The sequence below is a fragment of the Paracoccus sp. FO-3 genome, assembly GCF_006386455.1.
Taxonomy (GTDB): domain Bacteria; phylum Pseudomonadota; class Alphaproteobacteria; order Rhodobacterales; family Rhodobacteraceae; genus Paracoccus; species Paracoccus versutus.
Genome location: NZ_VCBQ01000071.1, coordinates 1 through 24,693 on the forward strand (window position 1 = coordinate 1; position 24,693 = coordinate 24,693).

Sequence of the window (24,693 nt, forward strand, 5' to 3'; positions counted from 1 at the left end):
ATCGCTTGGCCGGCTTGTCGGACCAGCCCTCGGGCTGCCGAGGTCGCGCAAGGGCGGCAAGGGTCCGTTTCAGCAGATCCGCGGCAGTTGTTCGCCCACGAGGCGGTCGACGATGCGGCACCCGCCGAAGGAGGTCACCATCTGCACACGGGCCGTATGGGCGCCCCCCTCGGATGCGGCGACGGCGCGGCCGATGATTGCGGCGCCCTGCCCTTCGGGGCGGGAACGCATCGCAGTCAGCGCGGCCTCAGCCTCGGCCTCGGGCACGAACAGGACCAGGGTTCCCTCATTGGCAAGATAGAGCGGATCAAGGCCAAGAATTTCGCAGACCCCGCGCACCTCGGGGCGCAAGGGCAGCGCCTCTTCCCTGATCTCGATGCCGCACCCTGCCGCCAGCGCCATTTCATTCAGCGCCGCGGCAAGCCCCCCGCGGGTCGCATCGCGAGCGGCGCGGGTGCCGGGGGCGACGGCCAGCACCGCCTCCATCAGATGCCCAAGCCCCTGACAGTCCGAGACCAGATCCGTCGACAGCGCCAGATCGCCGCGCGCCGCCAGAATGGCCGCGCCATGATCGCCCAGCACGCCATTGACCAGCACGACATCGCCCGGCCTGATCCGCGCCGCAGCCAGATCGCGCCCCGCCGGGATCACGCCGACGCCCGAGGTGGTGACGAACAGCCCGTCCGCCGATCCGCGCCCGACGACCTTGGTGTCGCCGGTCACGATCCGCACCCCGGCCAGCGCCGCCTCACGCGCCATCGAGGCGACCACGCGCTGCAACAGCGCGATCTCGCAGCCTTCCTCGATAATGAACGCCGCCGACAGCCACAGCGGTCGTGCCCCGCCGACGGCCAGATCGTTCACCGTGCCGCAGACCGCCAGCTTGCCGATATCGCCGCCGGGAAATTCCAGCGGCGTGACCACGAAGCTGTCGGTGGTCAAGGCCAGCCGCGCGCCGGGTTCACACAGCGCATCCGCCGTCAGCCGCGCCTGATCTTCGCCCGAACCGGGGCCGAAGGCGGGAAAAAAGACGGTCTCGATCAGATCGGCCATCGCCTTGCCGCCACCGCCATGCGACAGGGTCACATGGCTGTCGCGCAGCACTCCGAAAGCAATTGCGTTCATGGTCTGGCCCGCCCCCTATTCCGCCGCGACCCGCGCGCCGCCATATTGCCAATAGGCCGCGCAAGCCCCTTCCGAGCTGACCATCAGCGCCCCCAGCGGCATGTCCGGCGTGCAGCCCTTGCCGAAATGCGGGCAGGCCGTCGGTTTGAGCCGCCCCGTCATGACCGCGCCACAGGCGCAGCCCTCGGGTTCCGGCGCCGGGTTGCGCGCCACCGCATAGCCGATGCCGAATTTTTCCTCGGCGTCGAAGGCTGCGTATTTCGGGCGGATGCGCAATCCGCTGGCGTCTATCTCACCCAGACCGCGCCATTCAAAGCTGGGGCGCCGTTCATAAACATCGGCAATGGCGGCCAGACTGACCGGATTGCCCTCCTCGGGGACCACGCGGGCATATTGGTTTTCGACCTCGGCGCGCCCCTCGGCGATCTGGTCCAGCACCATCAGCACCGATTGCAGAAGATCGGTCGGCTCGAACCCTGCGACGACAAGCGGTTTCTGGAAGTCCCGGGCAATGAAATCATAGGGATGCACGCCGATGACCATCGAGACATGACCCGGCCCGATGAACCCGTCCAGCACCATATGCGGATCCTTCAGCAGGGCGTGGATGGGTTCGGGCACGGTGATATGGTTGCAGAAGACGCTGAAATTGCCCAACCCCTCCCGCGCGGCCTGCTGGATGGCCAGCGCGGTCGAAGGGGTCGTCGTCTCGAAGCCCAGACCAAAGAACACCACGTCGCGTTCGGGGTATTTCCGGGCCAGAGCCAGGGCATCCAGCGGCGAATAGACCATGCGGACATCCGCCCCCGCCGCCCGCGCCTGCAACAGCGATTGCGACCGGCCCGGCACCCGCATCGCATCGCCAAAGGTGGTGAAGATGACGCCCGGACGCCTGGCAATCTGGATGGATTCGTCGATCCGCGCACGCGGCAGAACGCAAACCGGACAGCCGGGGCCGTGGATGAATTCCACGCCTTCATGCACCAGCTTGTCCAGACCATAGCGAAAGATCGAATGGGTGTGGCCGCCGCAGATCTCCATGATATGCACCGGCTTTTCGCGGCTGGCGCCGATCTGCTCGGCGCGGCGGGCAATCGCGGCCAGCAGCGCGCGCGCCGCCTTGGGATCGCGGAATTCCGAAGCGAATTTCATCGTGCCATCTCCCGGTCGGCTTCGGCCATCTGTTCAAGCGCCTCTTGCGCCTCGCCCAGTTCATGCAGCGCGGCCAGCGTGCGCGCCGCCTCGTCCTCGTCGATCAGGCTCATGGCGAAACCGACATGGATCAGCACCCAGCGGCCGATCAGCCCCTCGGGCGGCCCCTCGGCCACGCAGGCGATATTGACCTCGCGGCGCACGCCCGAGACCTCGGCCATGGCCATCATCCGCGCGGGATCGGTCATGGCGATGATGCGACCGGGAATTCCCAGACACATGGCTATTCCTCCTCTTCCGGGGTGGCCTGACGCTCGGCCGGGTCCTTGACGCCATAGCGGTCCAGCTTGGCGCGCAGGCCCACCCGCGACACACCCAGCTCGGCCGCCGCGCGGCTTTTGTTCCAGCGATGGCGGGTCAGCGTCTCGCGCAGGATACGCATTTCGATCAGTTCGACCCGCTCTTTCAGGCTGCCGACGCCGGCAAGCACCGCCTGGGTCAGACGGCCGGCGCCATCCTCACCCGGCGGACCCTGCAGGATCGGGCGAGAGATCAGATCGGCGCCCAGAACGCTGTCTTGCGCAAGGATCAGCATCCGGGTGATCTCGTTCGACAATTCGCGCAGATTGCCGGGCCAGTCGTAACTTTCCAGAAATTCCAGCGCGGGCCCGTCAAAACCATGCACCAGCTTGCCATGACGGGCCGCCAGCTCGGCCAGCATGTGCTGGGCCAGCATGGCGATATCGCCGCGCCGAGCGCGCAGGGGCGGCACCGCAATTTCGGCCACCGCCAGAGCGTAATAGAGGTCGGCGCGAAAACGCCCTTCGGTGACCAGAGCCGCCAAATCCGTGCCGGCGCCGGCGATCAGGCGCAGATTGCTGGTCAGCGTCTCTTGCCCGCCGACCGGCGTGAAGCCGCGCCCGGACAGGATGCGCAAAAGCACAAGCTGCAATTCGGGCGTGATGGTCTCGATCCCCGACAGATACAGCGTCCCGCGATCCGCCTTTTGAATCAGGCCGATCCGGCTGGTTCCCCCGGCCACCGCCCCGCGCCGCGCGCCCAGCAGCTCGACCATGACCAGCTCATCGGGCATTCCGGTCAGATCCAGCGCGTAAAAGGGCCGGTCCGCCCTCAGCGAGGCCAGATGCGTCGCCTGCGCAAGCTGCTCCTTGCCGGTGCCCTGCTCGCCCGTCAGCAGCACCGGCACATCGAAGGCCGCATAATGCCGCGCCGCATCAACCGTGGCGTTCATGGGCGAGTTGGGCGCACGCAGCACGCTGTCGAAGCCCTGCCCCTGACGCAACGCCCGCCGGCGCTTTTCCAGCCGGGTTTCGGAGGTCGAGGCAAGCCGGCGCATCTCCAGCGCCAGACGTTCATTCTCGCGCGCAAGATGGAAAAGCTGCGCCGCATTGCGCACCGCCATCAGCAACTGGTCGGGATGCCAGGGCTTGGCGATGAACTGATGGATGCCGGCAAGATTGATCGCATCGACGATGGCCGAGGGATCGGTATAGCCGGTTATCAGAAGCCGCACCGTTTCCGGCCAGCGCTCGCGCAGCCCGGTCAGGAACTCCACCCCGGTCTGGCCGGGCATCCGCTGGTCGCAGACCACTACCTGCACCCATTCCTCTTCCATCAGCCGGGCGGCGGCGGCGGCATCCGGGGCGGTCAGGATTTCAAACTCATCCTCAAGCGCCATGCGCATCGCCGAAAGCGAATGCGGCTCGTCATCCACCAGCAGGACAAAGGGGCGCGGCGTGGGCATGGCTCAGGACTTTGTCGCCAGACCGGCACGCAGCCAGTCGATCCAGGCCTGCATCCCCTCGCCGGTGCGGGCCGAAAGGCGCAGGATGTCTATGCCGGGGTTCACCCGCCGCAGGTTGGCCTCATAGACCTCGGGATCGGCATCGCAATGGGGGGCAAGGTCGATCTTGTTCAGGATGGCAAGCCTTGCGGCCGTAAACATATCCGGGTATTTCAAGGGCTTGTCTTCACCCTCGGTCACCGACAGGATCGCGACCTTGGCATCCTCGCCCAGATCAAAAGCCGCGGGGCAGACCAGATTGCCGACATTTTCGATGAACAGCAGCGAGGCCGGTTCCAGCCGCAGCGCATCCATCGCACCGCCCACCATCTGCGCATCCAGATGGCAGCCCTTGCCGGTATTGACCTGCACCGCCCGCGCGCCGGTGGCGCGGATCCGGTCGGCATCGTTCTCGGTCTGCTGGTCGCCCTCGATCACCGCCAGCGGTTGGCCTTCCAGCATCGAGATGGTCCGGCACAGCAACGTGGTCTTGCCAGAACCGGGCGATGAGACAAGGTTGACCGCAAAGGCTCGCAGCGCCGAAAGTACCCGCCGGTTGCCCGCAGCCAACCCGTCATTGCGGGCCAGAAGCGAGGTCTCGACCTCGATCAGCCGCTGCTGGGTCAGGCCCGGCACCGACAGACCCGCCGCGCCCGCGCCGTAGTCGTGATGGTGACCATGGCCCGGCGCATGGTCGTGATGATGGTGGTGGTGATCGCCGGAACCATGGTCATGCGCGTGACCATTCGCGGCATGGCTGTGCCCATGGCCATGGCTGTGATCCTGCGCGTGCTCATGGGCCAGGCCCAGCCGGTGCGCCTCGTCATGGCTGATCTCGCGCCCGTCCACCGTCACCGTGCTGCCGCAACCGCAAATCCCACACATCAGATCACCTCCATATCCCTGATCCGCATTTCGTCCCCCGTCTCGGGCATCAGCCTGCCACCGCCACAAAGGGGACAGGGCGACAGGCGGTCGTCCAATTCCACCTGTTCGGCACAGTCGAAACACATTGCCCGGCCCGGCAGGTCGATCATTTCCAGGACCGCGCCCTCGGCCGGGCTGCCGCGCATGACCACGTCAAAGGCAAAGCTCAGCGCGGCCTTTTCCACCCCGGCAAAGCGCCCGATTTCCAGCCGCATCCGGGTCACGCGGGAAAAACCGTGGCGGCGGGCCTGATCCTCGACAATGCCGCGGATCCCTTCGCAAAGCGACATCTCATGCATGGGGTCCGGCCTCCAGATGCAGAGGGATACAGGGATCAAGGATCATGGCAAGCAAAGGCGCCCGATCAGCCTTGTCTGGCGGAAGTGTCGCAAGGCTGGCCGCCAGCAGCCCGCCCGACATCAGCAGGTGATCGGTGGGCGTACGGCGCGAAAAGCGGGTCACGATGCCGCCGGCCGCGCGCAGTTCAAGCGCGCAGAAGCCACGCGAACAGGGCACCAGCGCCGCCCCTTGTGCCATCCGGCGGGGCGGCGGGAAAGCCCCGCGCGACAGGGCGTCGAGATCGACCAGCCGGGCCAGCAGATGCACCAGAGGCCCGTGACCATATGCGCCCCGCACCGCCATCAGCAGCGGATGTCCGGCATGGCGTGTGGCAAGGCTGTTCTCGACAAGGCCGTCGCCGAACGGATCCGTCATCGCCGGCAGATCGCTGACCGCCTCGCCCGGCGCGAAATGCCCCTGAACCGCCGCGACAAGGCGCGCAAGCGGCGCGGGGCCCGCGCTCCATGCGGCCAGATCACCGGGTCCGGGCAGGCCATCCTGCCCGAAAAGCGCCACCCGCAGCGCGCGCCCCCCCGCCTGCCAGCCCTGCGGCAACGCCAGGGGCGCTAGCCCAAGCTGCGGCGGCAGATGCAGGCACAGCCTGGCCAGATGGTCGCGGATCATGTCGCGGCGCAGATCGTCCAGAGGCGGCAGCGGCAGCCCAAGCGCCAGCGCCATAGCCCATTCCTGCACGGACCGGCACAGGCCGAACAGGGCGGGCAGCATCTGCCTGACCTCATCCACCCTGCGCCCCGTCATCAGCGCATCCACCGCCAGCCCCGCCTGCGCCCCCGGCGCAAGGGCAAGCCCTCCGTCGCGGGGCAAAAGGCGAAAGCTGACGGAGGCAGAGATCATTCCACGCCCCCGGATATCTCCGGATCGTCGCCCTCTGCCGGAGCAGCGGCCAGCCCGCCGGTCAGCAGCGCCCGGCGCGTGGGGCGCGGATTGGGGATCGGTGCATCCGATGCCGGTCCGGCCTCGGACGGCGGCGCAAGCTCGGCCTCGCGGGCGGCGCGAATCTCGGCGGCGCGGTCGGTCCCGTCGCGGTTTTCGGGTTTGAACAGCTCGACCATCACCGCGCGCGCGACCTCGACGGCCTGCAACTGGCTGGTGAAATCCGCCATCGGCGAGAACAGCGAACAGGCCTTGTAAGGGCCGGTCATCTCGCGGCTGTTATGGATGAATTCATATTCGCCCGAGGGAAAGGCGACCACCTCTTTCTCGCCCGCCTTCAGGGCCGACCAGTCCTGATCCTCGCCCGGCAGCCAGATCAGGTTCATGAACCAGGGCGCGATCAGCACCCCCAGAAAGCCGCCCTGCCAGGGACGAAAGGCCATCGCCTCGACATGCAGCGCCTGATTGATGATCGGCACGTCGCGCATCTTTGCGTTGAAGACCTCGCGGAAGTCGGCGACCAGCCGGGCGCAGCGCCGCTCGATCTCGGCCGCGATCCGCATCTCGTCAGAGCCGGGATCCTCGCGCACGATGAACTGTTGCTTCGGCGCGTCGCAGCCGGGACATTTCCAGTCGGCGGGCAAGGCCGCGAACGGCGTGCCGGGCAGAACCTGCCGGTATTCATCCCCCTCGGCCGGGTCATAGCTGGTCCAGCAGATCTTGCATTCCATGATCGCCTGCGGGCTGATCCGGTCATTGGCGCCCAGATAAGACCCCTCGAACCCGCCCCGTGCGGTCTCGACGCTCATCGGATCGCCCCCAGCACTTCACGAATGCGGCCCGCGCTGTCCGCCAGATCCTCGGGCGCGGCCAGCACCACCTCGGGCATGGCGGTCACCTCGAAGGTATCGAGGATCAGCACATCCATCGAGTTGAAGAACTGCACCCGCCACAGACGATCCTGCGCGGTCGCGGTGATGCGGCAATTGCCATAGCCGCGCGACAGGATGGTCACCGACCCCTCGCCCAGAGCCTGATCGAGCCAGAGCAGATCCTCTTCGGTATGCGGAATCAGGGTCAGGTTCACCACATGCAGATCACCGGGGCCACGCCAGGACAGGGATTTGTCCATCAGTTCAGCCAGCAAGGCAGGGGCGTTCACCACCCCCGGCGCGCGCGGGGCCAGGGCCCCGATCGCCGGGCGCTGCGCATGGAACGCCCGCGTCAGGGCAAGCTGCGGCACGGGCGCGACCTCGACCCGGTCGATCCCCTCGGCCTTCAGCACCCAGACCCCGGCAAAGACGCTTTCCTGCACGGCCACCGCCGGCACGCCCCGCGCGCGCAGCGACACCTCGCCCTGACCCAGCGTTTCCGCCATCAGCGCCCGGTTGGCCGCATCCAGCGCGGACAGATCGAACGACACCGGCGCCGCCCCCTGGGCCACACGATCGCAGGCCGCGGCGATCTCGGCCAGCATCGCCAGCGCGGGCGCCAGAGACGCGACATTCCCGACCTCGGGCAGATGCATGTCATAGGTGCGCATCCCGGAGGGCAGCGGCAGCCACTCCAGCCCCTCGCCATCGTCGGGCTGCGATCCGGGGCCGAAACCAACAGGGGGCAGGTGAAAATTCTGGGCCATTGTCTTTGCCTTTCAACCCGGCAGCGAGAGGATGTGGCTGGTGCGGGCGATGTAATCGTCCCAGTCGCGGATCTTCTCGATCGAGCCGAGATAGGAGCCATCGCGGAAGAACAGAAATCCCGGCGTTTTCAGTGCCCTGTGGGTTTCGCGGACCGTTGCTTCGATGGCGTCACCCACCACGGCGCAATCAAAGGCGTTCTGAAAGGCCATGCGCAGTTCCGGCAGGATCACCGCCGCGTCCACCGTCTCCAGATTGCGGGCGGGGTCGCCCGGAACGAACAGGCAATGCAGACCGGGGCTGGCGGTAAACTCTGCGACGTCATGCAGCGAATGCAGGCGTGGCCAGCCGAATTCGGCCTCCAGCCGCGCCAGCAGCGGGTGCAGGGCGCCCCCGCCGGGGCTGTGCAGAATGTCGTGGGAATGGTCATGCATGGGTCAACCCGTTTTGCGGCCTGCGGCCAACGCCGCCTGAAGATGGGACGGAAGCGCCGGGGTGCGACCCTCGAGATCGGCAAAGGCGCCCGAAGCGTCGCCCCCCGCCATGACCGCCCGCAACCCCTGCAATGCCGCCGCGATCCGTGCGGCGCGGTCAGCGTCGATCACCTCATGCGCCGAGCCGAGGAAGGTCAGCACCCAGTCGCCGGCTTGCGCATCGGCGGTCAGGCTGAGGTCGATCAGATCGCCGCCCTCGCTTTGCCCCGCGATGCCGTCGACCTGCGCCAGCCGCATCGGGATGCCCATGCACATCAGCCGGCCCCCGGGAAAAAGCGCGCATCGCCCTCGCGGCAGGCATCAGAGGCGGCGGGGCGGCCCGTCTCATAGGCCTCGCGCCGGATCGCCGGATCCGCAAGCTGACCCGAGGTCGCGCCCTCGCCGGCCTGAACGCACCATTCGGCCAGCTTCGCCAGCGCAATCTCGATGGCAGGCCCGATCTGTGCGGCCACTTCGGGGCGGAGTCCTCCTCCGTAATCCTCCAGTTCGACCGGCTGGCAGCCGATCAGCATCAGCTGCGCCGGACAACGCCCCAGCAGCTGGGCGGTCGCGATCACCTCTTGAAAGCCGGTCTGGTGCAGGCTCATTTTTTTGGCGCCCAGAAAGGCCGGAACCTCGGCCCCTTCGACCAGCTTCAGCGTGCCGGGGGGCAGTCCGTAATCCACCGCGTCAAAGACGATCAGCGCGTCGGCTTCTTCCAGAAAGGGCAGCAGATACAGCCCCTGCGTGCCGCCATCAAGCAGCCTCACCCGTTCGGGCAAGGCATGGCGCGCGGCCATCTCTTCGACGCAGCGCACCCCGAAGCCCTCATCGGCCCAAAGCACATTGCCGATCCCCAGAACAAGGATATTTGCAGGCGCTTCCGCTGGCATCTGCCCCCTCCCCGAAGCATTGCTGGCAGGCGGTGCGGTCATGTGCCCCACCCCTATGGGCCGAAAGTATAGCCACCAGTTCCGAAAGCAGAGACAAAAAGTCGCAACCCTCGAAATTCCTTGCAAGATAATGATATAAAAACGAAATCCCGACAATGCGGGCGGGATTTCGGGATATGGTGCGGCAAGTGACCTGCCGTCTGGCTCTGAAACCGGAAACGATCCTTCCAGTTGCTGCCAGCCGCGTTCAGTCGGGGCGATCATCCTTGAAGGTGCGGTGTCCCGAGATCATCGTCGAGACCATCGACTGGCGCGACATGATGTCTTCGCGGATCGCCACATAGATATGGATGATCATGAAGATCACGATCCACCACATGCCGATATGGTGCAGCGTGTGCAGGCGCTGGGTGTTCTGAACAAGGTCCTGGACCCAGCCGAAGACGGCATAGAACATGCTGTCCTTGCCCGCCCCTTCGGCATACAGCGCAAATCCGGTGACGATCATGAAGGTCAGACCGACCGTCATGAACAGAAACATCGCAAGCTGCGCCAGCGGGTTGTGGCCGACATATTTCTTTGGCTCTTTTTCCAGAAAGAAATACCAGCGCAGCTCGAACAGCAACTCTGCCCAGAACCGGCGCGAGAAGATCGGCACATAGAATAGCTGCTTTGCATGGTGGTTGCCGATCAGCGCCCAGTAGAGACGGCCGAAAAACCCGACCGTCAGGATCATCGCGGCCGCGAAATGGGCAAAGCGGATATAGCCGAAGACAAACTGGTCATAGGCTTCGGCGATCTGCATCGAGGGCGGCGGGCTGCCGATCAGCCAGCCGGTCACGCACAGCACCATGATGCATGCCGCGTTGATCCAGTGCCAGATGCGGACCGGCGCCTCGTAGACATAGACCGAGGTTTGCCGGCTGGCCCGATCGGGGGCGCCCAGGGGGCGGCCCTCGAAGACAGGATCATCGCCGGAATGGATGTCGCTCATGGCATCACCCGGCTGCCATCAGGGCAAGGCCCGCCATGGCGATCCCGGTGCCGGTTGCCGCCTGCACCATTCTGGCCGCCGTGGCGTTCGAGATCGTGCGGGCGATGAAAATGCCGACGATATGCAGCGCCGCCGTCGAGATCAGGAAGCCAAGCATATAGCCTGCCGCATTGCCATGCGCCTCGGTCGCATGGGCATGGCCGTGGCACATGGCGAACAGGGCGATCGCGGCCAGCGAGGCAAAGGTGATCTGGTCGGATTGCCCGCGGCGCGAAAGCGCGGTCAACAGACCGAACGCCACGACCGACAGCACGATCCAGGTTTCCACCATCGGAATCGGGATCCCGGCCCATGACATCAACGCCCCCACGGCCATCGCGCCCATGAAGGTCGCCGCCCCCAGCCAGAAGCGATGCGGCAGGACAAAGCCTGACCACAGCCCCACCGCCAGCATCGCCAGCAGGTGATCCGGCCCAAAGATCGGATGCGAGAGCCCGGCCATGAAGCCCGAGGTCTCTCCGACCCCGGTATGGGCCAGAACGGGTGAGCCCATGAGTGCGGCCAGCGCGGCCAGCGTCAGTTTTTTCATTGGATCGTCCCTTTCTCAGCGAATTTTGACGGTGGCAAGCTCGTCGCCATCCGGTGACATGACATGGGTCGAGCAGGCAAGGCAGGGGTCGAAACTGTGCAGCGTGCGCAGGATTTCGACCGGCTCGTCCGGGCGCTCCATCGGCGTGTTCATCAGGCTGGCCTCGAAGGCCCCGATATTGCCCTGACTGTCGCGGGGCGAGCCGTTCCAGGTGGTCGGCACCACGCATTGATAATTCTCGATCCGGCCATCCTTGATGCGGATCCAGTGGCCAAGCGCGCCCCGCGGCGCCTCGGTCATGCCGACACCCTTGGCCTCTTTCGGCCATGTCGAGGGGTCCCATTTCTCGACATTGGCGGTGCTTTGATCGCCATTCTTGATATTCTGCACCATCTTGTCGAAGAAATGCCGCTGCAGGCGCCCGCAATATTCCGATTCCAGCGCCCGCGCCGCCGTGCGCCCCAAAGTCGAGAACAGCGCCTCGAAGGGCAGATCCATGGTGCGCAGCAGGCCATCGACCTGATCCCGGATATCCTCGTGTCCCTTGGCATAGCCGACGATATAGCGCGCAAGCGGGCCGACCTCCATCGCGTGCCCCCGCCAGCGCGGCGCCTTGATCCAGGAATATTTCGCGGATTCATCCAATTGTTCGATGCGGGTTTTCGTTCCCTTGTGGTTCGGCCCCAGCTCGAATTTCGGATTGGTTTCCCCGTCCCAGGGATGCAGGCCGCGCCCCGGCTCGCCATAGGAATACCAGGAATGATCGACGAATTCCTGCACCTGCTCGGGGTCGCGCGGATCGACGTCATGCACCTCATTGAGGTTACCGTTGATGATCGCGCCGCGCGGCAGGTGCAGCTGCTCGGGCGAAAAGTCATTCGGGTTTTCGGGGATGTCGCCATAAGCCATGACCGCCTGCGACGACAGCCCACCCCCGTAAAGCCAGCTTTTGTAAAAGCCGCCAATGGCGATCACATCGGGAATATAGACGTTCTTGTTGAACTGGTCGCACAGGTCGATGATCGAGGAAACGAGGTTCAGCCGCTCCATATTGATCGCGCCGACCGATCCGGTGCCGTCGATATTGATCGGACAGGGCACCCCGCCCACCAGCCAGTTCGGATGCGGGTTCTTGCCGCCAAAGATCGTGTGGACCTTGACGATTTCCTTTTGCAGATCAAGTGCTTCCAGATAATGCGTCGTCGCCATCAGATCGGCTTCGGGCGGCAGAAGATAGGCCGGATTGTCCCAATAGCCGTTCTTGAACAGCCCCAGCTGCCCGGATTCGATGAATTTCTTCAGCCGGTTCTGCACATCGCGGAAATAGCCCGGCGATGACATCGGATGCGAGGGCGAGACCATCTGCTGCAATTCGCTGGTCGCCTTGGGGTCGGCGCGCAGGGCATTGACCGGATTTACCCAGTCCAGCGCATGCAGATGATAGAAATGCACGACATGATCGTGGATCTCCAGCGCCAGCTGCATCATGTTTCGGATCGAATTGGCATTGTCGGGGATCATGATCCCAAGCGCATCTTCGACCGCGCGTACTGAGGTCAGCGCATGTGTGCCGGTGCAGACGCCGCAGATCCGTTCGACAAAAGCCCAGGCGTCACGCGGATCGCGCCCTTTCAGGATGACCTCCAGCCCGCGCCACATCGTGCCGGTCGAGACCGCATTGCGGATGACACCCTGATCATCCACGTTGACCTCGCAGCGCATATGCCCTTCGATCCGGGTGACCGGGTCCACCACGATGCGGCGCCCGGAATTGTCGAGGGTAAAGCCATTCGGCGTATTGATCGTCATGGCCTAGGCCTCCACCTTGTCCTGGATCTTTTTCTGCGCCCGTTTCAGCGCCGAAATCGCGGCATGGACCGCAACGGCCCCACCGACCGCACCAGCCGCGATACCACCCAGCTTGTCGGCATTGGCCTCGACCCCGAAGGCCTTGATATTGGTCAGCCGGTCATAGAACGAACCCTGATCCCAGAACCCGTCTTCCGAGCAGCCGATGCAGCCATGGCCCGACTGGATCGGGAACGAAACGCCCTCGTTCCAGCGCACGGTCGAGCAGGCGTTATAGGTGGTCGGGCCCTTGCACCCCATCTTGTAAAGGCAATAGCCCTTCTTGGCGTTTTCGTCGTCCCAATGCTCGACGAACTGGCCGGCATCGAAATGCGGGCGGCGATAGCATTTGTCGTGGATGCGCTGGCTGTAGAACATCTTTGGCCGGCCCTGGCGGTCAAGCTCGGGCATGCGGTCGAAGGTCAGCATATAGGTGATGACGCCGGTCATCACCTCGGCGATGGGCGGGCAGCCCGGCACCTTGATGATCGGCTTGTCCAGAATGACCTTGTGGACCGGCGTCGCCCGCGTCGGGTTCGGCGCGGCGGCCTGAACGCAGCCATAGGACGCGCAGGCCCCCCAAGAAATGATCGCCTTGGCGTCCCTGGCCGCATGGCGCAGCTTTTCGACAAATGGCTTGCCGCCGGTGATGCAATACATCCCGTCTTCGTTCAGCGGCGGGTTTCCCTCAACCGCAAGGATATACTGGCCCTTGTATTTCTGGATGGTGTCCTCGAAGGCGGCCTCGGCGGCATGGCCGGCGGCGGCCATCAGCGTATCGTCGTAATCAAGGCTGATCATCGACAGCACGACATCCTTGGCCAGCGGATGGGCCGAGCGGATAAAGCTTTCCGAACAGCAGGTGCATTCCAGACCATGCACCCAGATCACCGGCGTGCGAGGCTTGGTTTCCATCGCATGGGCAATCTTGGGCACGAAGGCCGGGCCGAGGCCAAGCGCCGCCGCGGTCAGTGAGCAATATTTCATGAAACTGCGGCGGGTGATCCCCTGCCGGCGCATGACATCATAGAATGTCTCGATTTGCGACAAGACGCCCTCCTCCTCTCAGCCTGGCGGCCCGGCAGCGCGGACCTTCGCGTGGTCTTTCAAGGCATGCCAAGGCAGGGGGGCGCAGGGCAATGACAGAATGTCGCAGATGGAGAATCAGATTTTATGGCGTCTTTTCAATCGGCTGCCGAAAATCCCGCGTCGCCCGGATGGTCAGGGTTCAGCCAGAGGACGCGCCCGCCGGTTACAAGCTTTTCGCCGCAGCCATGTGCTGCGCCGCAGCAACCAGCGCCTGACCGAAAGCAAGCCCGCCGTCATTGGCGGGGATCTGGCGATGCAGCAGGACCGGCAGACCGTCCAGCGCCGCCAGACATTCGCGCAACAGGAATGCGTTCTGTAACACACCGCCCGACAGGGCCACCGCCCGCGCCCGGTCGCCCTGAACCAGCGCGCGGGCCGGCGCACAGAAGGCACGCGCCAGCCCGGCATGAAAGGCCCCCGCCATATCGCCCCGATCGCGCCCGGCCGCCAGATCGGCCGCGGCGGCGCGCAACATCGGCGCGGGGTCGATGATCCCATCCCGGCAGTCAAAGGGATAGGGCGCAGCAGGGCGCGCCATGGCCTCCAGCCCCATCGCGGCCTCGCCCTCGTAGCTCTGCGCCCCGGCAAAGCCCGCCAGCGCCGCAAAGGCATCGAACAGCCGCCCGGCCGAGGATGATCGCGGCGCATTCACCCCCGCACCGACCGCCTGCCGCAAAAGGGCGCGGGGCGCGTCCGGGAACAGCCGGTCCGCCACGGCGGAAAGCCCCGCCTGATCCAGACGGGCCAGCCCATTGCGCCAGGGCTCCCGGCTGGCGCGGTCGCCGCCCGGCAGGGGGGCGGGGGCCAGATGGGCGAGGCGCTCGAACCCGGTGTAATCGCCCAGCAACAGCTCTCCGCCCCAGATCGTGCCATCCGGTCCAAGGCCAAGGCCGTCCATCACGATCCCGGCCACCCTGCCCCCGTCCAGCGGCCACAGATTATCGCCAAGACACGAGGCCAGATGCGCGTGATGATGCCAGACCCGGATCAGCGGCAGGCCTGCGCCTTCGGCGGTGATCGTCGCGCGATAGCCCGGATGCGGGTCACAGGCGGCCAGTTCGGGGGCATGGTCGAACAGGGCCGCCAGATCGCGCAGCGTGCGGTCGTATTCCAGCGCGGTCTCGGCATCGTCCAGATCGCCCAGATGCTGCGACACCATCGCCTGACCGTTCTTGGTCAGGCAGATCGCCGCCTTCATCTGACCACCAAAGGCCAGCACCCGAGGCGCTCCGTCAAACCCCGGCGGCAGGGGCAGCGTGCCCGGCACCCGCCCACGGGCGCGGCGGATCACCATTGGCGGATCGGCGCGCTCGACCCCGTCATCCAGCCGCCGCGCAATCTCGCGGTTGTGCATCAGGAAACCATCGGCAAAGCGCGCCAGCGCCTTGCGCGCCTCGTCATTGCCGGTGACCTGCGGGGCGCCCGAAAGATTGCCCGAGGTCATCACCAGCATCCCCCCGAAAGCGGCAATCAGCAGGTGATGCAGAGGCGTATAGGGCAGCATGACGCCAAGCGCGCGCATCCCCGGCGCCACATCCTCGGGCAATGTGCCCCGGGCGGGCACCAGCACCACCGGCGCCGCCGGGTCGCGCAACAATCGCCAGCAAGCCTCGGACGGCGTCGCATGGGCGCAGATCATCGCCTCGGTCCCCATCAGGGCAAAGGGCTTCGACGGCCGCCTTTTGCGCGCCCGCAACAGCGCCACGGCCCTGGCATCGGCCGCATCGCAGGCAAGGTGAAAGCCGCCCAGCCCCTTGACCGCGACGACCTGCCCCGCCTTCAGCGCCGCCACCGCCAATGCGACCGGATCGCCCGCGACCTCTTTTCCCCCGGCCTCATACCACAGGTTTGGGCCGCAGGCCGGGCAGGCGATGGGTTGCGCGTGAAAGCGACGGTCGGCGGGATCGGCATATTCGGCGGCACAATCGGGGCAAAGATCAAAGCCCGCCATCGTGGTTCGCGCCCGGTCATAGGGCAGTTCGCGCAGGATCGTATAGCGCGGCCCGCAATGGGTGCAGTTGGTAAAGGCATAGCCCTGCCGCCTACCGGGCGCAAAGACCTCAGCCCGGCATTCCGGGCAGGTCGCGGCATCGGGCGTGACCCGCGTTTCGGCGCCTGTGCCCGTGCTGGCCACGATGGAAAACCCCTCGGGCATCGCGGCAAAAACCTGTGGCACGGCCTCGATCGCGTCGATTCTGGCCAGAGGCGGCCTATCCGCGCGCAAGGCCGCGATGAAGTCGCCGCAATCCTGCGCGACCAGACGGATCAGGACCCCTTCGGCATCGTTCAGAACTTCGCCGCGCAACCCTGCCGCCCGCGCCAGCCGCCAGACAAAGGGCCGGAAGCCGACCCCCTGCACCTGCCCGCGCACCCGGATGGCGAAGCCCTGTTCCATGGTCGGCAAAGTCATGTCCGGCGGGCACTCCTTCCTCAATGCACGGTGCACACCATGCACGGATCAAAGCTGCGCACCACATGCTGCACGCTGAGCGGGGTCGTCTCGCCCGGCTGCACCACAAGCCCCTCAAGCGCCGCCTCGACCGGGCCGGGCACGCCGCCGGCGTCGCGCGGGCTGAAGTTCCAGGTGGTCGGAGCGACGATCTGATACGAGGCGATCCGCCCGCCTTCGATCCTCAGCCAATGGCCAAGCGCGCCGCGCGCGGCCTCGACCAGCCCTTCGCCGATCCCGTCGCTGATTTTCAGGGGGCCGGCCATGAAGCGGGCCTCGGGCACGATCCCGCGCGCCAGATCCTCCATCAGAACCTGACTGCGCGCCAGTTCCAGCAAACGCCCCGCCACCCGCGCCAGCACCCCGCCGCCGCCATCGCGGACCAGATCCAGCGCCAGCGGATGGCCGTCGATCACCTGCCGGGCCAGCGCGCCGGTTTCCATGGTGCGCCCGGCCAGTCTGGGGGCCTTGCACCAGCTATAGGCGGTGTCGCGCATATCCTCGTCGGGATCGGTCACGCCCTGGGCCGGATGAGCCGCAGGCCCCAGCATCCAGCTATGCGACAAATCCTCGCTGATCGCCGCGATGTCGAGAGGCTGCGCCCCGCCATCCCAGATGCCGGGGGCAAAGCCGTGGCCACCCTCCAGCGGATAGGCGCCAAAGGACAGATAGCGCCCCGAGCCGCACCCCAGATCCGCCAGATTCAGATCGGCGGCGATGCGCAGGAACAGGCCGGCATCGCCCCCTTGCCATCCCATCAGCGCCGGGACCGAGGAAAGGGCCGCGAAATCCTCGACCGCTGCCCCGAAGACCGTATCTTCCAGATAGCGGCGAAAGGCCGTCAGGCTGGCCAGAATACGCAGCCGGTCGCGTTCGGACGGGGCGCGCGTGACACCACCGGGCTGGATCGCCAGGGTATGCGGCCATTTCCCGGCCATCAGCCCAAGGACATGCATCAACCCCGCCCGCGCCTCGACCGCGCGTTTCAGGGCCGATCCCTCCATCGCCGTGAACCGGGCCACCGCCCGATCATACCAGCCCCGCGCCTGATATTGGGGTCTGGTGAAATCAGGCATGAAGAACAGGTTGAAATGCGTCAGATGGTCCGAGACATTCTCGACCGCGTGGATCAGCGCAGCCATCCGCTCTCCTTGCGGTTCGGGGACCTCGCCCACTGCCATGGCCAGAGCCCGCGCCGCCGCCGCCGACTGGCTGATCGAGCAGATACCGCAAATCCGCGGCACGATGGTCAGCGCGTCGCGCGGATCCTTGCCGGGCAGCATACGCTCGAACCCGCGATAAAGCGGCGAGTTGATCCGCGCCGCGCTGACCCGCCCCTCTGCGATGTCCAGCCGGATCTCCAGATCGCCCTCGACCCGGTTGAACGGACCGACGATCAACTGCCCCTGCCCCATCTCGCCCCCTGCCCCGCTCATCGGGGTTTTCTCAGCGTCGGCGGGGTGACGATACGATCGGCCACGGCATTCTTCGCGATCCGCTCGGGCGTGGCGGCCTTGGACAGCGAGGCCAGCGCCATGAACCAGGCCTTGGGCATATCGGTCGGCAGGCCAACCGGAATGCCGGCGATCTTGGGCGTGGCGGTGAACAGGTGGCGCGGCTCTTCGAATTCCGGCGCGGTGCAGTTGATGCAGGGATATCCGCCGCGCGTGCAACTGCCCTGACCATTCCAGGGCCGGATATTGCAATCGCCCACCGCCTGTGTGCCGATACAGCCCAGATGCTCCATCATGCAGCCCATTTCCGACAATGCGCGCGCACTGGCCTTGTATTCGTAGAACTCGTTCTTCGGGCAGGCATGATGGACCAGATGATCGGCATAGAACCGGGGCCGGCCAAGCGCATCCAGATCCGAGGCCCCCAGCCTGCCCGCCACCAGCATCAAAAGCGTCTCGGTCACCCAATCGGGATGGGTCGGGCAGCCGGCGATATTGATGACCGGCAGGCCGGCACGGGCGCGGAACGTCGCCGGCAGGGCGCCGCCCGGATGGGCGCCGTCATATTGCACCCCCACCGCATCCGAGGGGTTGCCCCCTGCCGTGGTCACGCCGCCATAGGTCGCACAGGTGCCCACCGCCACCACATGGGCCGCCAGCGGCGCCAGATCCCGCAACCAGTCCAGCAACGGACGCCCGGTGCCCGACAGGATCTGATAGCGTCCGGTGCCACGCGGCCCGCGCGCGATCGCGCCCTCGACGCAGAGAATATCCAGCGGCACCTCGCCCGAAACAAGGCCGGCCAGAATCCCGCGCACCTCGGTGCCGCTTTCAAGGCTCAGCGCCGGATGCCACAGGAAGGTCAGCCCCGCCCCGGCAAGCAGGTCAAAGACATTCGGCCCCTCGGCACATAGCAGCGACATGGTACAGCCACCGCAACCGGCGCTTTGCAGCCACAGAATGTTCATGCGCCATCTCCTGCCAGCGGCAGTTCCAGCCGAAACAGCGCGCCACCACCGGAGGCGGGGCTGTAACTCAGCCTGCCGCCATGATCCTCGGCGATCTTGAGGCTGATCGACAGGCCAAGCCCGGTGCCTTTCCCCACGGGTTTCGTGGTGAAGAACGGGTCAAAGATCATCGCGGCCGTCGCCTCGTCGATGCCCGGACCGTTGTCGTGGATGTCCAGCACGCCACGGCCTTCCTCGCGCATGATCCGCAAGGCGATCTGCGGGGCTGCGGTTTCCGAAACCGCATCCAGCGCGTTCTGCACCAGATTCATCACCACCTGCTGAATATGGCCCGTATGCCCCAGAACCATCACCGGCCCTTCGGCATGGATCTCGGGCACGGTGCTGTGGCCGGCCCCGCGCATGATCCAGAAGGCGGCGGTGCGGGCGGTCTCGACCAGGTCGAAGGCCGCCATCTCTCCGCCCCCGTCCGAGGACAGGCGGCGCAGATCCTCGACGATATCGCGCACTCTTTCGGCCCCCTCGCGCGCGCCCTGCACCGCCTCGCGCAGGTTGCGCAACTCGCGGTCCAGCCGCAATTCCTCCCGCAGGCGGACCAGTTCATCCCTGTCTGCCCCGGCCTGAACCCGCTCGAAATAGGTCTCGAACTTGGCGGCATAGCGTTCCAGCGCATGGGCATTGGCATAGACAAAGCTGATCGGATTGTTCAGCTCATGCGCCACCCCGGCCAGCAAACGCCCCAATGAGGCCAGCTTCTCGCCATGGACCAGCTGCGCCTGAGCGGCCTTCATCTCGGCATGGCTGCGTTCAAGCTGGGCATAGGCGCGGCGCAATTCCCCCACCGGACGCCCCGTCAGCACCAGCCCCTCGATCCGGCCGCGATCATCGAGGCGCGGCGACAGGACCGCCTCGACCGGGGCCGGCTCACGCGAACTCACAAGCGAAAGCTCCATCCGCCCCGGCGCCCGCGTGCGCGCAATCTCCGCAATCAGGGCCGAAAGACCCGCGCGATCCTCTTCGCGCACCAGATCCGCCACGCTCCGGCCGACCAGGGCCGCGACAGGCAGCCCGGTGCAGACACAGGTCGAGGCATTGACCTCATCCACCCGCCCGTCGCGATCCAGCACGATCAGCACATCGGAAACCGAGGTGATGACCGAGGACAGGAACTGACGCAGCGCCTCAAGCTCGCGGTTCTGGGCCTCAAGCCGCTCCTGATGTTCGATCAGCTCGGCATAGGTGCGATCCACCGCAATCAGCACATCGGACCAAGCCGCATCCGTCAGCGCAGCACCCGCCCTGTCGTCCTTTGCGTCCATTGCCCGTGGCATCTGCAATCCTCTTCCCCTCCTTGCGCATCTTTCCATCCTGCATGTCAAGCCTGGTAGTATCCCAAGCCTATGCTGCACCCGGGCGGCGGACTACGACTTATCTGCGCTCGCTGGCCTTCTCGCGGACGCATCAAGCGTCAGGAACCCATCAATTCAATGAAGTGGGGTCATCAATTACCCGTCGACGACTTCCATCACGTCAATGTGACCCCGCCGATCTTGCGACGTGGTTTCCGCTCAACTGCTTCCGATATGCTTCCGGGGCGATTGAAGCACGAATGCAGAAAGCCTCCCGGGGGAGGCTTAAGCAGTTGTAATGTAATGTGATTCTTGGTTGCGGGGGCAGGCAACCATCTTTACTTGCGACCACCCTATTCTCTTCAAGCCGTGCTGCTGCAGACGGAAACATCGCTCCATGGCGCAGTATTTCGCACAGCAGCGTAGGAGACAGACCGAACCCGAATGCGACCTTGTAACCGCTGCTTCGCGCTTCTATCGCCAGCAACTCAACGCTGCCTAGCCTGTCTTGAGCTCCTTGGGAACGAACAGATCAGCTACCCGCCGGCAAGGGATCGGTCCCTTCGCTAAGGATCGCAAGATAGCGGCGGTAGCTGAACACCCGCCCCCGCTTGCGCCCGGTGATTTCGTCGACGATGCCCATCTTCTCCAGATCGGCCAAGGCGGCATTGACCGTCGGAGCCGACAGGCCTGTCTGCCGGACCAGTTGGTTAGAGGTCAGGAACGGGTTCTGCTGGAAAAGATCGTGAATACGGAGGGTCGATCCGGCGCGATCGCTTTCGGTCGTGATGCGCTCGCGGTCCTCCTTGAACAGGTCGACGATCCTGGTCGCAGCCTCGAAGGCCTGGTTCGCCGTCGCAGCCACCCCGGCAAGGAAGAAATCCAGCCAGGCTTCCCAATTGCCATGTTCGCGCACCTCCTGAAGCAGCCGGAAATAGTCGGCCCGATGTGTCTTCAGATAGAGGCTGAGATAGAGCAGCGGCTTGCGCAGCACCCCGTTGACGCAAAGATACAGCGTCACCAGCAATCGGCCAATACGGCCGTTGCCATCGAGGAACGGGTGGATGGTTTCGAACTGGACATGCAGTAGGCCAGCCTTGATCAGGGCCGGCAATCGCGAACTGTGCTCGTGCATGAAACGCTCCAGCGCGTCGAGGCAGGCATCGAGTTCGGTGACGGGCGGCGGCACATAAAGCGCGTTGCCGGGGCGCGAGCCGCCGATCCAGTTCTGGGAACGGCGGAACTCGCCCGGACTTTTCGTGCCGCCCCGCCCACTTTGCAGCAACCGCGCGTGCATCTCGCGGATCAGGCGCAGAGACAACGGCAATTCCTCCAGCCGCTCCAGCCCATACATCATCGCATCGACATAGTTCGACACCTCGCGGATGTCGTCTATCGGCTCCCCGGCCTGGGCTTCGGTCTCGAAGCGCAGAAGGTCGGTCAGCGTGGATTGAGTCCCCTCGATCTGGGACGACAGCACCGCTTCCTTGCGCACATACATGTAGAGGAACAGTTCCTGGCGCGGCAGCAGCATGGTGATGCCGTCTAGTCGCCCGAGCGCGCGCTCGGCGAGGCTCAACCGCTCGAGAAGCGCCAGCACATCGATCGGCGGCTCCGGCGGGAGGGGCGGCGGAACGAAGGCGCGCACGATCTCGCCCGCGACAGGGGTTTCAACAAAGCGGCCAAGGCGTTGATCAGGTTCGGAATCGGTCATGGGGTGATCATGGCACCCCATCTTTATTTAAGCAATGTCAGTTTCGGTTAAATAACGACAGTGCTAACGTAAGCCACCTTAAATAGACTCCCCCCTTCTATCCGTAGCAGGTCCACAACCGGCACGACCTGCCGTATACCTCTCAAGGATATCGCACACCGAAGCAGAGTTCCCTGGGACGACCAACCCGCGGCCTGCCTCAAGAACGCCGCAAGAAGCCTTGCGCAGTTGCGAGTCTTTCAAGGCTGCGGATAGTATGCCACATAGTCAGAAGAACAAAATGCACCGGTAATCCTCCCCGTTTTAACGGGGCTTGATCGTAGAACTCACGCGACCATTTTCAGCTTCATGGCGGGTGTAACCCCGCCGATGCCCATGTTGGGGCGTTCATTGTTGTAGGTCCATAGCCATTCGGTGGCGATCTGCTGCACCTCCTCGATGGTTTCAAAGATGTAGAGGTCCAGCCATTCATGGCGAACCGTCCTGTTATAACGCTCGACGTAAGCGTTCTGCTGGGGCTTGCCGGGCTGGACGTAGGTCAGGGCGATGCCCTGCTTCTCGGCCCAGGTCAACAGCGTGGGTCCGCGCCGTCGAAATCACCGGGAGCCATATCGGTGACGCACCGGTTCTACCCGACCTGCTCAGCCAGATCCCGGAGGATGAGCAGATCGGAAGTGTCACCGCAGATGGTGCCTATGACACCCGCAAGTGCCACGATGCCATTGCCATCCTGCATCCTCGTGGACAGTTTCCGCGTGGTTACCCGGCAGACCTGGGCGATCGGCTGGCGCTCGCGCGCGACCCATGAGAACCGGCAGGAGAACATCCGCTGCCACGAACGCATCGCAACCGCGATCCTCGTCCAGGATCCCGGCCGCGCCGAAGCCGCCATCGATGAACATTTCGACAGCGCCGTCACCGTGCTGCTGCGGGCCGGCGTGAGGTAAGGGTTGAGAGGCAAGGTTGTCCGAACTGCTGACTGAATGAAACTTGCTTCAGGTGACCTGAACCATTTGAAAGAAAGGGTGCCTCACGCTCTGGCGACAACTTCGAACTGCAGCGCGATGCGGTCAACGGAAATGGGCGGACGCCTGTCCGCCCATTCAGCGTCGTTTCAACCTCAGGCCAGTTCCCGCTTTTCACCCAGCAGGCCCTTGACGATGGCCCAGCAGGCGCCCAGCAGCACCAGCGTGAAGGGCAGCCCGGTCGAGACCGCCATCGCCTGCAGGGCCGTGAGCCCGCCGCCCAGAAGCAGGGCGATGGCGACCAGTCCCTCGAAGCTGCACCAGAAGATGCGCTGCGGCACCGGGGCGTGGATCTTGCCGCCCGCCGCGATGGTGTCGATCACCAGCGAACCGGAATCCGAGGAGGTGACGAAGAATACGATCACCAGAACGATACCGATGAAGCTCGAGATCGCGGTCAGCGGCAGTTGCGACAGCATTTGGAACAGCTGCAGTTCCAAAGCCGCGTCCGTGACGCCCGTGAAGCCCGCCAGCGTCTCGGAAATCGCAGTGCCGCCAAAGGCCGTCATCCACAGCACCGAGATCAGCGAGGGCACGATCAGCACCGCGGTCAGGAACTGCCGCACGGTGCGCCCGCGCGACACCCGGGCGATGAACATGCCGACAAAGGGCGACCAACTGATCCACCAAGCCCAATAGAAGGCCGTCCAGCCGTGACGGAAGTTGTCGTCGCTGCGCCCGAACGGGTTGGACAGCGGCAGGATCTTGGCGCCATAGGCGGCCAGGTTGCCGAAGAACCCCGTCAGGATCTGCCCGGTCGGCCCGGCGAGGATCACGAAGAGCAGCAGCAGGACCGCCAGCACCATATTGATCTCGGACAGGCGCTTGACGCCTTTCTCGACGCCCAGCACCACCGAGGCTGTGGCCACTCCCGTGATGATGACGATCAGGACGATCTTGGCGGTTATCGCGGTGCTCCAGCCGAACAAGAAATGGAAACCCGCCGATGCCTGCTCTGCGCCGATCCCCAGCGAGGTGGCCAGCCCGAACAGCGTCGCCATCACTGCCAGCACATCCACGACATGGCCCGGCCAGCCCCAGACCCGTTCCCCCAGGATTGGATAGAAGACCGAGCGCAGTGTCAGCGGCAGTCCCTTGTTGTAGGCAAACAGCGCCAGGGCCAGGGCCACCACCGCGTAGATCGCCCAAGGGTGCAGGCCCCAGTGAAAGATCGTCGCGGCCATCGCCAGACGCCGCGCGCCCAACTCGTCCCCCGGCGCACCGTCCAGCGGCGCCCAATCGGTGCGCACGCCGTTCTCGACCACCGGCCCGCCCAAGGCGGCGGTGAAATGCCCCAGCGGCTCGCTGACGCCGTAAAACATCAGGCCGATGCCCATGCCGGCGGCAAAGAGCATGGAGAACCAGCCGGTCAGGGAGAAATCCGCCGTGGCCTCGGGACCGCCCAGCCGGACCGAGCCCAGCGGCGACAGGATCAGGCCAAGGCACAGCAGCACGAAGACATTGCCGGCGATCAGGAAGAACCAATCGAAATTGCTGGTGACCACCTCGCGCAATCCGCCGAAGAACGGCCCCAGGACCGAGGGGAACAGCAGCGTGGCCGCGGTAAAGAGCACCACCGCGACGCCGGAGATCATGAAAACCGGGTTGTGGATGTCGAACGCGACCGGCTTGACACCTTCGATATTGTCCTGACCGATCTCGTAATCGGTCACGATAACCTGGGTCGGGCCCTCGGGCGGCGGCAGGGCCTCGATGCTGGCGTCGGGGGTCGACGGTTCGGGTGAGCTTATCTGTGACATGCGTCCCTTTCTCATTTGGATTCGATCGGGCGCCGATGGCTTCGACTCGACGCAAAACCCGCTTGCAGGGACAAGGGTTTCACATTTCTTTGATCATCGCCACCACAAGGAAGCCTTTGATCGGAGGTTCCGTCTCTTCCCAGGAGAAATGAAGCCGTGTCCCGCGATCATGGGATCTAGGGTCAGATGGGGTATTCGGCTTGCGCCCCA

The 24,693-nt window shown here is 65.2% G+C and carries 23 protein-coding genes and 2 pseudogenes; 2 read left to right on the plus strand and 23 right to left on the minus strand.

The features are described 5' to 3' along the window. Nucleotides 1-69: 69 nt before the first annotated feature. The 22 genes and pseudogenes from hypE to FE811_RS18130 form a co-directional block, all read right to left on the minus strand. Complete coding sequence (hypE, locus tag FE811_RS18025; RefSeq protein WP_072464232.1) at nucleotides 70-1,125, minus strand: hydrogenase expression/formation protein HypE; 1,056 nt, start codon at nucleotides 1,123-1,125, stop codon at nucleotides 70-72. 15 nt (nucleotides 1,126-1,140) lie between these two features. Further along, nucleotides 1,141-2,277 (minus strand): hydrogenase formation protein HypD, encoded by a 1,137-nt coding sequence (gene hypD / locus FE811_RS18030; RefSeq protein WP_072464231.1) that lies wholly within the window; start codon nucleotides 2,275-2,277, stop codon nucleotides 1,141-1,143. Further along, complete coding sequence (gene hypC, locus FE811_RS18035) at nucleotides 2,274-2,558, minus strand: HypC/HybG/HupF family hydrogenase formation chaperone (protein ID WP_011749378.1); 285 nt, start codon at nucleotides 2,556-2,558, stop codon at nucleotides 2,274-2,276. Before hypC ends, hypD begins: the two co-directional genes overlap by 4 nt. Before the next feature lie 2 nt (nucleotides 2,559-2,560). After that, the gene (locus FE811_RS18040) at nucleotides 2,561-4,042 is read right to left on the minus strand and encodes a sigma-54 dependent transcriptional regulator (protein ID WP_072464230.1); all 1,482 of its coding nucleotides are present in this window, start codon (nucleotides 4,040-4,042) and stop codon (nucleotides 2,561-2,563) included. Between the two features lie 3 nt (nucleotides 4,043-4,045). Next, the gene (hypB, locus tag FE811_RS18045; protein WP_011749376.1) at nucleotides 4,046-4,966 is read right to left on the minus strand and encodes a hydrogenase nickel incorporation protein HypB; all 921 of its coding nucleotides are present in this window, start codon (nucleotides 4,964-4,966) and stop codon (nucleotides 4,046-4,048) included. After that, complete coding sequence (hypA, locus tag FE811_RS18050; protein WP_011749375.1) at nucleotides 4,966-5,307, minus strand: hydrogenase maturation nickel metallochaperone HypA; 342 nt, start codon at nucleotides 5,305-5,307, stop codon at nucleotides 4,966-4,968. Before hypA ends, hypB begins: the two co-directional genes overlap by 1 nt. Continuing rightward, the gene (locus FE811_RS18055) at nucleotides 5,300-6,202 is read right to left on the minus strand and encodes a hypothetical protein (RefSeq protein ID WP_011749374.1); all 903 of its coding nucleotides are present in this window, start codon (nucleotides 6,200-6,202) and stop codon (nucleotides 5,300-5,302) included. The genes hypA and FE811_RS18055 overlap by 8 nt, the downstream gene beginning before the upstream one ends. Then, nucleotides 6,199-7,050 (minus strand): [NiFe]-hydrogenase assembly chaperone HybE, encoded by an 852-nt coding sequence (hybE, locus tag FE811_RS18060; RefSeq protein WP_011749373.1) that lies wholly within the window; start codon nucleotides 7,048-7,050, stop codon nucleotides 6,199-6,201. Before hybE ends, FE811_RS18055 begins: the two co-directional genes overlap by 4 nt. After that, nucleotides 7,047-7,880 carry a hydrogenase expression/formation protein gene (locus FE811_RS18065; protein ID WP_011749372.1) on the minus strand — a complete coding sequence of 278 codons (834 nt, stop codon included), beginning with the start codon at nucleotides 7,878-7,880 and terminating at the stop codon, nucleotides 7,047-7,049. The genes hybE and FE811_RS18065 overlap by 4 nt, the downstream gene beginning before the upstream one ends. Before the next feature lie 12 nt (nucleotides 7,881-7,892). Then, the gene (locus tag FE811_RS18070; RefSeq protein ID WP_011749371.1) at nucleotides 7,893-8,312 is read right to left on the minus strand and encodes a hydrogenase accessory protein; all 420 of its coding nucleotides are present in this window, start codon (nucleotides 8,310-8,312) and stop codon (nucleotides 7,893-7,895) included. Nucleotides 8,313-8,315: 3 nt separating this feature from the next. Continuing rightward, nucleotides 8,316-8,627 carry a HypC/HybG/HupF family hydrogenase formation chaperone gene (locus FE811_RS18075; RefSeq protein ID WP_140848290.1) on the minus strand — a complete coding sequence of 104 codons (312 nt, stop codon included), beginning with the start codon at nucleotides 8,625-8,627 and terminating at the stop codon, nucleotides 8,316-8,318. Continuing rightward, complete coding sequence (locus tag FE811_RS18080) at nucleotides 8,627-9,244, minus strand: HyaD/HybD family hydrogenase maturation endopeptidase (RefSeq protein WP_024844877.1); 618 nt, start codon at nucleotides 9,242-9,244, stop codon at nucleotides 8,627-8,629. Before FE811_RS18080 ends, FE811_RS18075 begins: the two co-directional genes overlap by 1 nt. Nucleotides 9,245-9,491: 247 nt before the next feature. Beyond that, nucleotides 9,492-10,238 carry a Ni/Fe-hydrogenase, b-type cytochrome subunit gene (cybH, locus tag FE811_RS18085; RefSeq protein ID WP_072464229.1) on the minus strand — a complete coding sequence of 249 codons (747 nt, stop codon included), beginning with the start codon at nucleotides 10,236-10,238 and terminating at the stop codon, nucleotides 9,492-9,494. A 4-nt stretch (nucleotides 10,239-10,242) separates the two neighbouring features. After that, entirely contained in the window at nucleotides 10,243-10,827 is a 585-nt protein-coding gene (locus FE811_RS18090; protein WP_072464228.1) for a HupE/UreJ family protein, read from the minus strand. A gap of 15 nt (nucleotides 10,828-10,842) precedes the next feature. Continuing rightward, on the minus strand, nucleotides 10,843-12,636 hold the full coding sequence (locus FE811_RS18095; protein ID WP_072464227.1) for a nickel-dependent hydrogenase large subunit: 1,794 nt from the start codon (nucleotides 12,634-12,636) through the stop codon (nucleotides 10,843-10,845). A gap of 3 nt (nucleotides 12,637-12,639) precedes the next feature. Next, nucleotides 12,640-13,725, minus strand: coding sequence for a hydrogenase small subunit (locus FE811_RS18100; RefSeq protein ID WP_072464226.1), 1,086 nt, complete (start codon nucleotides 13,723-13,725; stop codon nucleotides 12,640-12,642). Between the two features lie 202 nt (nucleotides 13,726-13,927). Beyond that, the gene (gene hypF, locus FE811_RS18105) at nucleotides 13,928-16,174 is read right to left on the minus strand and encodes a carbamoyltransferase HypF (RefSeq protein WP_116222479.1); all 2,247 of its coding nucleotides are present in this window, start codon (nucleotides 16,172-16,174) and stop codon (nucleotides 13,928-13,930) included. A 20-nt stretch (nucleotides 16,175-16,194) separates the two neighbouring features. Continuing rightward, nucleotides 16,195-17,628 carry a nickel-dependent hydrogenase large subunit gene (locus FE811_RS18110; RefSeq protein ID WP_011749363.1) on the minus strand — a complete coding sequence of 478 codons (1,434 nt, stop codon included), beginning with the start codon at nucleotides 17,626-17,628 and terminating at the stop codon, nucleotides 16,195-16,197. Nucleotides 17,629-17,645: 17 nt separating this feature from the next. Continuing rightward, nucleotides 17,646-18,635, minus strand: coding sequence for an NADH ubiquinone dehydrogenase (locus FE811_RS18115; RefSeq protein WP_011749362.1), 990 nt, complete (start codon nucleotides 18,633-18,635; stop codon nucleotides 17,646-17,648). After that, a complete protein-coding gene (locus FE811_RS18120; RefSeq protein ID WP_116222478.1) occupies nucleotides 18,632-19,966 on the minus strand; it encodes an ATP-binding protein in 1,335 nt (444 codons plus the stop codon). Before FE811_RS18120 ends, FE811_RS18115 begins: the two co-directional genes overlap by 4 nt. Before the next feature lie 550 nt (nucleotides 19,967-20,516). Further along, nucleotides 20,517-21,698 (minus strand): Fic family protein, encoded by a 1,182-nt coding sequence (locus FE811_RS18125; protein WP_010400685.1) that lies wholly within the window; start codon nucleotides 21,696-21,698, stop codon nucleotides 20,517-20,519. A 326-nt stretch (nucleotides 21,699-22,024) separates the two neighbouring features. Then, nucleotides 22,025-22,273: pseudogene (locus FE811_RS18130) on the minus strand (transposase); the annotation flags it as partial. Between FE811_RS18130 and FE811_RS18135 the strand changes: the two are divergent. Continuing rightward, nucleotides 22,270-22,425: pseudogene (locus FE811_RS18135) on the plus strand (transposase); the annotation flags it as partial. The pseudogenes FE811_RS18130 and FE811_RS18135 sit on opposite strands and share 4 nt — an antisense overlap. Continuing rightward, nucleotides 22,415-22,645: an FCD domain-containing protein gene (locus FE811_RS18140; protein ID WP_166435571.1), complete on the plus strand. Its 231-nt coding sequence runs from the start codon at nucleotides 22,415-22,417 to the stop codon at nucleotides 22,643-22,645. The pseudogene FE811_RS18135 and the gene FE811_RS18140, both read left to right, overlap by 11 nt. 173 nt (nucleotides 22,646-22,818) lie before the next feature. Here the strand turns inward: FE811_RS18140 and FE811_RS18145 are convergent, their stop codons facing one another. Further along, nucleotides 22,819-24,483: a BCCT family transporter gene (locus FE811_RS18145; protein WP_010400693.1), complete on the minus strand. Its 1,665-nt coding sequence runs from the start codon at nucleotides 24,481-24,483 to the stop codon at nucleotides 22,819-22,821. Nucleotides 24,484-24,693 lie beyond the last annotated feature (210 nt).

Bases quoted from the DNA above. Each gene is read 5' to 3' on its own strand.
- hypE (WP_072464232.1), bottom strand. From the start codon at position 1,125: ATGAACGCAATTGCTTTCGGAGTGCTGCGCGACAGCCATGTGACCCTG.
- hypD (WP_072464231.1), bottom strand. From the start codon at position 2,277: ATGAAATTCGCTTCGGAATTCCGCGATCCCAAGGCGGCGCGCGCGCTG.
- hypC (WP_011749378.1), bottom strand. From the start codon at position 2,558: ATGTGTCTGGGAATTCCCGGTCGCATCATCGCCATGACCGATCCCGCG.
- FE811_RS18040 (WP_072464230.1), bottom strand. From the start codon at position 4,042: ATGCCCACGCCGCGCCCCTTTGTCCTGCTGGTGGATGACGAGCCGCAT.
- hypB (WP_011749376.1), bottom strand. From the start codon at position 4,966: ATGTGTGGGATTTGCGGTTGCGGCAGCACGGTGACGGTGGACGGGCGC.
- hypA (WP_011749375.1), bottom strand. From the start codon at position 5,307: ATGCATGAGATGTCGCTTTGCGAAGGGATCCGCGGCATTGTCGAGGAT.
- FE811_RS18055 (WP_011749374.1), bottom strand. From the start codon at position 6,202: ATGATCTCTGCCTCCGTCAGCTTTCGCCTTTTGCCCCGCGACGGAGGG.
- hybE (WP_011749373.1), bottom strand. From the start codon at position 7,050: ATGAGCGTCGAGACCGCACGGGGCGGGTTCGAGGGGTCTTATCTGGGC.
- FE811_RS18065 (WP_011749372.1), bottom strand. From the start codon at position 7,880: ATGGCCCAGAATTTTCACCTGCCCCCTGTTGGTTTCGGCCCCGGATCG.
- FE811_RS18070 (WP_011749371.1), bottom strand. From the start codon at position 8,312: ATGCATGACCATTCCCACGACATTCTGCACAGCCCCGGCGGGGGCGCC.
- FE811_RS18075 (WP_140848290.1), bottom strand. From the start codon at position 8,627: ATGTGCATGGGCATCCCGATGCGGCTGGCGCAGGTCGACGGCATCGCG.
- FE811_RS18080 (WP_024844877.1), bottom strand. From the start codon at position 9,244: ATGCCAGCGGAAGCGCCTGCAAATATCCTTGTTCTGGGGATCGGCAAT.
- cybH (WP_072464229.1), bottom strand. From the start codon at position 10,238: ATGAGCGACATCCATTCCGGCGATGATCCTGTCTTCGAGGGCCGCCCC.
- FE811_RS18090 (WP_072464228.1), bottom strand. From the start codon at position 10,827: ATGAAAAAACTGACGCTGGCCGCGCTGGCCGCACTCATGGGCTCACCC.
- FE811_RS18095 (WP_072464227.1), bottom strand. From the start codon at position 12,636: ATGACGATCAATACGCCGAATGGCTTTACCCTCGACAATTCCGGGCGC.
- hypF (WP_116222479.1), bottom strand. From the start codon at position 16,174: ATGACTTTGCCGACCATGGAACAGGGCTTCGCCATCCGGGTGCGCGGG.
- FE811_RS18110 (WP_011749363.1), bottom strand. From the start codon at position 17,628: ATGGGGCAGGGGCAGTTGATCGTCGGTCCGTTCAACCGGGTCGAGGGC.
- FE811_RS18115 (WP_011749362.1), bottom strand. From the start codon at position 18,635: ATGAACATTCTGTGGCTGCAAAGCGCCGGTTGCGGTGGCTGTACCATG.
- FE811_RS18120 (WP_116222478.1), bottom strand. From the start codon at position 19,966: ATGCCACGGGCAATGGACGCAAAGGACGACAGGGCGGGTGCTGCGCTG.
- FE811_RS18125 (WP_010400685.1), bottom strand. From the start codon at position 21,698: ATGACCGATTCCGAACCTGATCAACGCCTTGGCCGCTTTGTTGAAACC.
- FE811_RS18140 (WP_166435571.1), top strand. From the start codon at position 22,415: ATGCCATTGCCATCCTGCATCCTCGTGGACAGTTTCCGCGTGGTTACC.
- FE811_RS18145 (WP_010400693.1), bottom strand. From the start codon at position 24,483: ATGTCACAGATAAGCTCACCCGAACCGTCGACCCCCGACGCCAGCATC.